Annotated in this window: 6 protein-coding genes and 2 pseudogenes; 7 read left to right on the top strand and 1 reads right to left on the bottom strand. The window is 43.2% G+C overall.

What is annotated here, in order from left to right:
- The coding region (locus ACOTXR_RS24660; protein WP_421767127.1) for a hypothetical protein at positions 1–249 on the bottom strand (249 nt) is incomplete at its 3' end.
- Positions 250–805: 556 nt separating this feature from the next.
- Between ACOTXR_RS24660 and stbA the strand changes: the two genes are divergently transcribed.
- The 7 genes and pseudogenes from stbA to ACOTXR_RS24625 all read left to right on the top strand — a co-directional run.
- Positions 806–1,192, top strand: coding sequence for a plasmid stabilization protein StbA (stbA, locus tag ACOTXR_RS24655; RefSeq protein WP_001039463.1), 387 nt, complete (start codon positions 806–808; stop codon positions 1,190–1,192).
- 8 nt (positions 1,193–1,200) lie between these two features.
- A complete protein-coding gene (locus ACOTXR_RS24650) occupies positions 1,201–1,392 on the top strand; it encodes a hypothetical protein (RefSeq protein WP_000861580.1) in 192 nt (63 codons plus the stop codon).
- Positions 1,393–1,469: 77 nt separating this feature from the next.
- The gene (locus tag ACOTXR_RS24645; RefSeq protein WP_222834871.1) at positions 1,470–4,409 is read left to right on the top strand and encodes an AAA family ATPase; all 2,940 of its coding nucleotides are present in this window, start codon (positions 1,470–1,472) and stop codon (positions 4,407–4,409) included.
- Positions 4,406–5,830 (top strand): tetratricopeptide repeat protein, encoded by a 1,425-nt coding sequence (locus ACOTXR_RS24640; protein WP_023285886.1) that lies wholly within the window; start codon positions 4,406–4,408, stop codon positions 5,828–5,830. Before ACOTXR_RS24645 ends, ACOTXR_RS24640 begins: the two co-directional genes overlap by 4 nt.
- A 186-nt stretch (positions 5,831–6,016) precedes the next feature.
- Positions 6,017–6,349 (top strand): annotated as a pseudogene (locus ACOTXR_RS24635) (transposase); the annotation flags it as partial.
- Between the two features lie 70 nt (positions 6,350–6,419).
- Positions 6,420–7,540 (top strand): IS3 family transposase gene (locus ACOTXR_RS24630; protein WP_222834872.1). Its coding sequence is split into 2 segments (ribosomal slippage): positions 6,420–6,678 and positions 6,678–7,540, totalling 1,122 coding nucleotides; the frame shifts between segments, so codons are not numbered across the junction.
- Positions 7,541–7,571: 31 nt separating this feature from the next.
- Positions 7,572–7,714: pseudogene (locus ACOTXR_RS24625) on the top strand (transposase); the annotation flags it as partial.

The raw sequence follows: 7,714 nt of genomic DNA, 5'->3' as shown, positions 1-7,714 counted from the left end.
TTTTGAAATGTAAGGCCTTTGAATAAGACAAAAGGCTGCCTCATCGCTAACTTTGCAACAGTGCCCAAAAAGGTAATCCAGTTTGCGATTTACGTCGCTCAGCTGGTTGGTAACTATTTTCAACCCGGACTCCAGATCACCTGGGCCAGCTTCAAGGCAGCGCCGCAGATACTCTGACCAATTACCACCTGAAACCAGGTCTATATAGGCCAAAAGTTCATCTGATACTTTTGCGGTTATTGTTGGCATTCAGTCCTCACTTTGTGCATTTTTTAAACGAAAAAAGGGTGTCTAATACGGTGAAATCATAGTATTACCAAAGTAATAAATAAAAAATTCTTTAAATCAGTAAGTTAGATTGGATTTGTAATACCTGGGTAATACCGCAGCATGGCTAAATTTTGTTTTTTTGCCTTTAAATCAGTGTGATAGCGTGATTTATCACGCTGCGTTAGGTGTATAGCAGGTTAAGGGATAAAAAATCATCTTTTTTTGGTAGGGCGATCTCCGTAGGTTAAGGGTCATTTGGCTAAAAAGCGTCCTATTCTTTGATGGTCATGCTTGCATGACCATCTGAGCAACCAAAAACTACAGATAAACTACAGATAAACTACAAAAAACGTTTTGCCTTAGTGTTGGAAGACTACAAATAGACTACAATAAGACTACAAAGAAACTACAAAGAAACTACAAAAAACGTGACAGACTACAAATAGACTACAAGAATACTACAGATAAACTACAAAACTCGATTGACCCCTTCTTACGAGTGTTGTAGAGTCATTTTCATACAACGGAGGGGGTTATGAATAAACCAGCAGATCTGAAACCCCGCAACTTATCGGCTGCTGTCAGATTGCGCCTAAATGAAATCGAGAACTGGCTGGACAGAGGGCTAACGCGGCATGAAATTGCTGAAATCCTCGACAGCGAATACAGCTTTTCGGTAACAGCCAAAGGGCTTGAGATGGCACTGTATAGAACGCGGCAAAACCGAAAAAATGTATTGCATAATACACATGATAAGAGTAGCGCGAAGGGTGCAGCGGAAAGTGTATTGCACAATACACAACCGTCTGAGCCTGAAGCGCAGGAAAGTGAAAAAGCAGAGAGTCCCGGCATTATTGATAAAGAATTCTTCAATAAAATCGGTGAGAATTTCGACCCTAAGAAGTTCAACAAAAAATTCTGAGGTGATTTATGAAAGTAGCGGTAATTAATTACAGTGGCAGTGTTCGTAAAACCTTAATTTCATCTTACCTGTTAGCTCCGCGCCTGACTGGTGCAAAGTTCTATGCGGTAGAGACTATCAACCAGTCTGCTTCCGATCTGGGTATTGAAAATGTGACCAGTTTTAAAGGTGACGACTTCTCACGTTTGATTGAGGGGTAATGACTCCAACTTACTGGTAGTGTTTTAGCGAAGTTAAGTGACACAATAGTTTAATCTGGAGGAATTAATGAAGAGTTATGAGTAATTTTAATTTTCTAACAGACATCAGCCCTGAACTCGCTCAATTTGGTAAAAGTGCCGAGCTGTATTGCCATGATGATAAGCAGGTAGCACTAGTGAAACTTAGGTGTTTTACTGAAGTAGTCGTTGGGGAAATTTATTCACGTTTATCGCTAACCCCACCTGTTCGTGATGATTTATATAATCGACTGCGCAGCTACGAATTCAAGGACGTTGTCAGTGATAAGGGAATCTGGGCCAAATTAGATGTATTGCGACATAAAGGTAACAAAGCCGCCCACTCTAGCAATGGTTCAGACGAGATTTCCCTCAATGAAACACTCTGGTTAATCAAAGAAGCTTATTTAGTCGCCCGTTGGTATGCTCAAGCTATTCTCAATAAGCCTATCACTCCGCCAGAGTTTGTTGATCCGGTAAAACCTATCGATCATACATCTCGCTTAGAAGCAGAGTTAGAACGGCAACGTCAAGAACTCAATAAACGAGAGGCTGAATTAAAGACCCAGCTTGCTGATAATAGTGATAAATATCAACAACAGACGAGTGAGCTAATAGCTCAACTAGACGAAAAAAACGACACACTTTCCAATGTAAAAAAAGAGCAAGCACTATTACAGATTGAACTTGAACAAAAACAAAAAGATCTAGTCGCTTCACAACAAGCCTTCTTTGATTACAGGACGCGTGAAGAGTTTAAACAAGCTAGTATTTCATCAGCTTCAAGCTTTGATCTTGATATGGAAGTGACGCGCCGAAATATTGATATATTTGATTGCTTTGAAGGAGTAAGTTTAACTAAAGGTCAAAACCAAATAGTTAAGCAAATAAATGAGTTTCTAACCGATACCAAACAAAACGTATTTTTACTTAATGGTTATGCAGGTACAGGTAAAACATTTATAACTAAAGGAATTACTCAGTACCTAGAAAGAATTGGTCGTGAATTCGCTATTATGGCCCCGACGGGGAAAGCCGCGAAAGTGATATCAGACAAAACAATGCAACCTGCCAGCACTATTCACCGCGTGATATACAATTACGACAACGTGAAAGAGTACAAAGTTGACGGTGTGGAAGGGTCTGAAACTTATCGTTGCTATGCTGACCTTAAAGTCAATGTAGATACTGCCGAAGCTGTTTATATAATTGATGAAGCGTCAATGGTTTCTGACAGATATTCCGATGGTGAGTTTTTTCGTTTTGGGAGCGGATATTTATTAAAAGACTTGCTCAAGTACATAAATATTGACCACAACGATCATAATAAGAAAGTTATTTTTATTGGTGATAATGCACAGTTGCCACCTGTTGGAATGAATACGTCACCAGCGCTAGATGCCAGTTACCTTAAAGAAAATTATCAAGTCGCTGTGGCTTCAGGGTACTTGACTGAAGTTGTTCGTCAAAAAGGTGATAGTGGTGTTTTGAACAATGCTGCCATGTTGCGTGACGGTTTAGAGCAAAATCTTTTCAATAAACTGAAATTTGAAGTTAATGATCATGATGTATTTAATTTGTCCTCGGAAAATCTACTTAGCACTTATCTAGACTCATGTGATAGAAAAGTTAGCCGTACAGGAGAAAGTATTATTATTGCTTCTTCAAACCGACAAGTAGCTGAGTATAACCGTTTGGTTAGAGAGTACTTCTTTACTGGTCAACAGCAAATGGTCGCGGGAGATAAAGTCATTTCGGTAGCAAATCACTATCGAGCAGACGCTTGTATTACCAATGGTGAATTTGGAATGATCAAGGAAGTACTATCTCCTCATTCTGAGTTGATTAGTGTTGACATTAGCGTCAAAGGTGACACTGGTGACATGGTTAAGCGAAAAGTAAATCTGAGTTTTAGGGATGTGATTCTAGGCTTTCGCAACGACTACGGTGAACCATTCTTCTTTGAAGCCAAAATTGTAGAAAACCTACTTTACAATGATCAGCCGACCTTATCGTCAGATGAGCACAAAGCACTCTATGTTCACTTTTTAAATCGACACCCAGAACTGAGACGTAAAGGTAATGAACAAAAGCTTAGAATTGCATTATTGCAAGATCCTTATTTCAATGCTTTTAAACTTAAGTTTGGTTATTCCATTACTGGACACAAAGCACAGGGTAGCGAATGGAAAACTGTTTTCTTACAGTGTCAAACACACCAAAAAGCCTTAACTAAAGATTACTTCCGCTGGTTATACACCGCTATAACGAGAACTTCTGGCATCCTGTATGTAATGAATCCACCTCAGTTGCGCTTAGGAGATGGAATGAAAATAGCAGGAGCGTACCAACCCAAAGCAGTAAACCTAGACAATTCTGCTCCTGAAGGCGTTGAGGTTGTGCGACCAAGTACCGAAGCAACGAACTCAGTAGCCACAGCGAAGTTTGATTTTCAGACTGACATCCCGCAACTTAAAAAGCTATACCAACTTGTTGATGCATGTATTGAAGGTGCAGGGATTACTGTAGTGGATGTCCTTCATTATAACTATCAAGATCGTTACATCTTGCAGCGCGGGAATGAGCAGGCTTCGATAAGTTTCAATTACAAGGGTAACTGGAAAGTGTCTGGCGTAAAGAGCATTACTCAAGATGGGTTCGATGTTGAACTCATGGCTTTGCTTGGTCAATTAGAAGGTACTTTGCTCGATGTACCTGAGCCTTCAAAGGATACTCAGTTCCATTTTTCAGAGCCATTCTTAGAAGAGTTTTATCTAAATGTAATGGATCAAATCAACAGTGTTGGAGCTGATATAAGCAAAATTGAATCTCGTTCATTTTGTGAAAGATATGCATTTGTTAAAGGCAATGAGTTGGCGGTAATTGAGTTTTGGTACAACAAGTCTAGCCAGTTTACTAAAGTTCAACCTATGCCTCAGCTTAGTAATTCCACAAGGCTCATTGACGAAATAATATGTCAAATAGGTGTGCTTCTATGAATGAGCCAGCTAATCGTACAGTAAATAATTTGAGAAAGAGCGGAGACCTGCAAGGGGCTTGGGAGTTTGGTTTTCAAGCGTTGCAGGCAGCTCCCCAAGATACTTACTTGAAAGGTGCTTTATTTTGGGTGTGTTATGAGTTTCTTAAGCACCAGCTTGAAAATCTAAATAAGCGAGCGAGTTCTTCAAACAACTATCGTCCTACTGATTTTGAATTTGAGCAAATAGAGAACTTGCTGCAAACCATAGTAAATTTAGATATTGCTACTGGCGGCCTAGAGTACAAAATGCTGCTGGTTCAGTTTAAGAAGAGTTTGGAATGGTTTCCAACCTTGATTCACCTTGTGCTTCGACATCAAACTGTACTATTTGATGATGAGGCTAAAACACCTTTTCAAGCTGAAAAAGGTGAAGTGCCAAGTTTGATGCTCTCAACAGCACGCCAAGTGGCGAGTGCATGGCTTAGAGCACGAGAGTATTGGCATCTAGATCTTAACCAAGTGATGGCATTTATTAACCAAACACGCGAGCAAGCCTCTGACACTAAACATATGATGTGGCTTGATTACGACCAAGCGAAGTGCCTTGTTGTTGCGGGCCAATACGATCAGGCTCGCGAACTCATTCTACCCATTTTAAGAAAGAAGCAAAAAGAGTCTTGGGCTTGGGGAGCGTTGGCTGCTACTTATTCAAAACAAGATCAGCGTTTAGCAATGAAGTTTTTTGCTAGGGGAATAGTATCCGCACATGACGTTACTTTTAGTTTACGTTTATTACAGGGAATTATTCCTTTATTACTTGCAAATCAACAGCAAGCTGAAGCCTCAATGTGCCTAAAAACGGCTATTGCGGCTTATCAAGCCCATGGGTGGAAGCTAAAGCAAGAGCTAGAACAGCTATCTATGCAGGCTTGGTATGATTCTGGTGTCGATGAGAAGCAACTGAGTCCTTTTTTAAACTCTATTTCTCATGACGCTTTAAATTACTTGCATGGGCCGATGGAGAAGGTTGTTGCTATCGTAGAGAATATCCATAAATCCGGTAAAGGCTTTCAAGTATTCGTAAATAAGTCGACATCACTATCAGTTCGCATGGGGGTTCATAAAGGTAAGCAGAAACCTCAGGCTGGTGACTATGTCGAGCTATCCGTAGCGAGTGTTGATGGAAACAAAGAAGTAGTAGCTTCCTCATCGTCCAAGCAAGTAGATATGGCTGATGTTTCGTATGTAGAGGGTACGCTTCGAATAGCACCCAAAGGCTTCGGATTTGTCGAGGATACTTTTGTTCCTCCCTTTGTTATAGGTAATTTAAAAAATGAAACAAAAGTCAGAGCACTCCGTATCATGAGTTGGGACAAATCTAAAGCTCGCCACAACTGGAAAGCGATTAAGTTAACGGAACTAAATTTTAATGAATACTAAGTCGCTTTCCGGCGAAATCGAGTTAGGACAGGCTCAAGAATTAGCCGAGGTCGAATAATGGCAACCCGAGTAGAAATGATTATCGAAACGCTCAAGGCGAACCCCGACAAGAAGTTTACTGCTCGGGATTTAGCCAAAGAATTTGTGCTTCGATGGCTTTGTTGAATAAATCGAACTTTTGCTGAGTTGAAGGATCAGATCACGCATCTTCCCGACAACGCAGACCGTTCCGTGGCAAAGCAAAAGTTCAAAATCACCAACTGGCCCACCTACAATAAAGCCCTCATCAACCGTGGCTCCATAACTTTCTGGCTGGATGATGAAGCTATTCAGGCCTGGTATGAGTCAGCAACACCTTCTTCACGAGGCAGACCTCAGCGCTATTCTGACCTTGCCATCACGACTGTGCTGGTCATTAAACGCGTATTCAGGCTGACCCTGCGCGCTGCGCAGGGCTTTATTGATTCCATTTTTTCTCTGATGAACGTTCCGCTACGCTGCCCGGATTACAGCTGTGTTGACCTGCTCCCCGTTGATTAATACACCCCGATGTTAGTAATGTCTTCATAAGCCACATGAGGACATCCCCATGAAGAAGCGTTTTTCCGACGAACAGATCATCAGTATTCTCCGCGAAGCGGAAGCCGGAGTTTCTGCCCGCGAGCTCTGCCGTAAGCACGCCATTTCAGATGCCACCTTTTACACCTGGCGCAAGAAGTATGGCGGTATGGAGGTGCCCGAGGTTAAGCGGCTTAAATCTCTTGAAGAGGAGAACGCCCGCCTCAAGAAGCTACTTGCCGAAGCCATGCTGGATAAGGAGGCACTTCAGGTGGCTCTGGGGCGAAAGTACTGACGACAGGCCAGAAGCGGGAAGCCGTTGAGTTTATGTGTGATGCGACCGGTCTGTCGCAACGTCGTGCCTGCAGGCTTACAGGTTTGTCTCTGTCGACCTGCCGCTATGAGGCTCAGCGTCCGGCAGCTGATGCGCTTTTATCCGGGCGCATCACTGAGCTGGCACTGGAGCGCAGGCGTTTTGGCTACCGCCGCATCTGGCAGCTGCTGCGTCGGGAGGGCCTTCGCGTCAATCACAAGCGGGTATACCGTATTTACCACCTTAATGGACTGAGCGTAAAACGCAGACGACGCCGTAAAGGGCTGGCAACCGAACGGTTTCCGCTTCTGCGCCCGGATGCGCCGAACCTGACATGGTCGATGGATTTCGTTATGGACGCACTGGCCAACGGCCGGAGGATCAAGTGCCTGACCTGTGTGGATGATTTCACGAAGGAGTGTCTGACGATCACCACTGCTTTCGGTATTTCAGGCATTCAGGTCACGCGTATTCTGGACAGCATCGCGCTGTTTAGGGGCTATCCGGCGACAATAAGAACCGATCAAGGCCCGGAATTTACCTGCCGCGCGCTCGATCAATGGGCCTTTGAGCATGGTGTGGAACTACGTCTTGTCCAGCCAGGTAAGCCAACGCAGAACGGATTTATTGAGAGTTTTAACGGACGCTTTCGCGATGAGTGTCTGAATGAACACTGGTTCAGTGATATTCTTCATGCCCGGAAAACGATTAATGACTGGCGGCAGGATTATAACGAGTGCCGTCCCCATTCATCGCTGGATTACCAGACACCAGCTGAATTCGCAACGGACTGGCGAAACAGGAAATATGAAGAAAAACCAACCGACATTACTAACTGAAGGTTGTATCTAATCCTGGGGGCAGGTCAGTGTCAGCAGGCGGGCAAAGTCGGTTAATGTCAGTTTCAAAACGCCCACCCGGGGTGAAATCGCACATCTGGTGATTGATTCCACCGGGCTGAAGGTCTTCGGTGAAGGCGAGTGGAAAGTCAAAAAGCATGGCCAGGAACGCCG

Origin of the sequence: Enterobacter cloacae complex sp. IR53030 (assembly GCF_049238365.1) — a bacterium.
Lineage (GTDB): Bacteria > Pseudomonadota > Gammaproteobacteria > Enterobacterales > Enterobacteriaceae > Enterobacter > Enterobacter kobei.
This window is presented reverse-complemented; position numbering and strand designations above follow the sequence as displayed.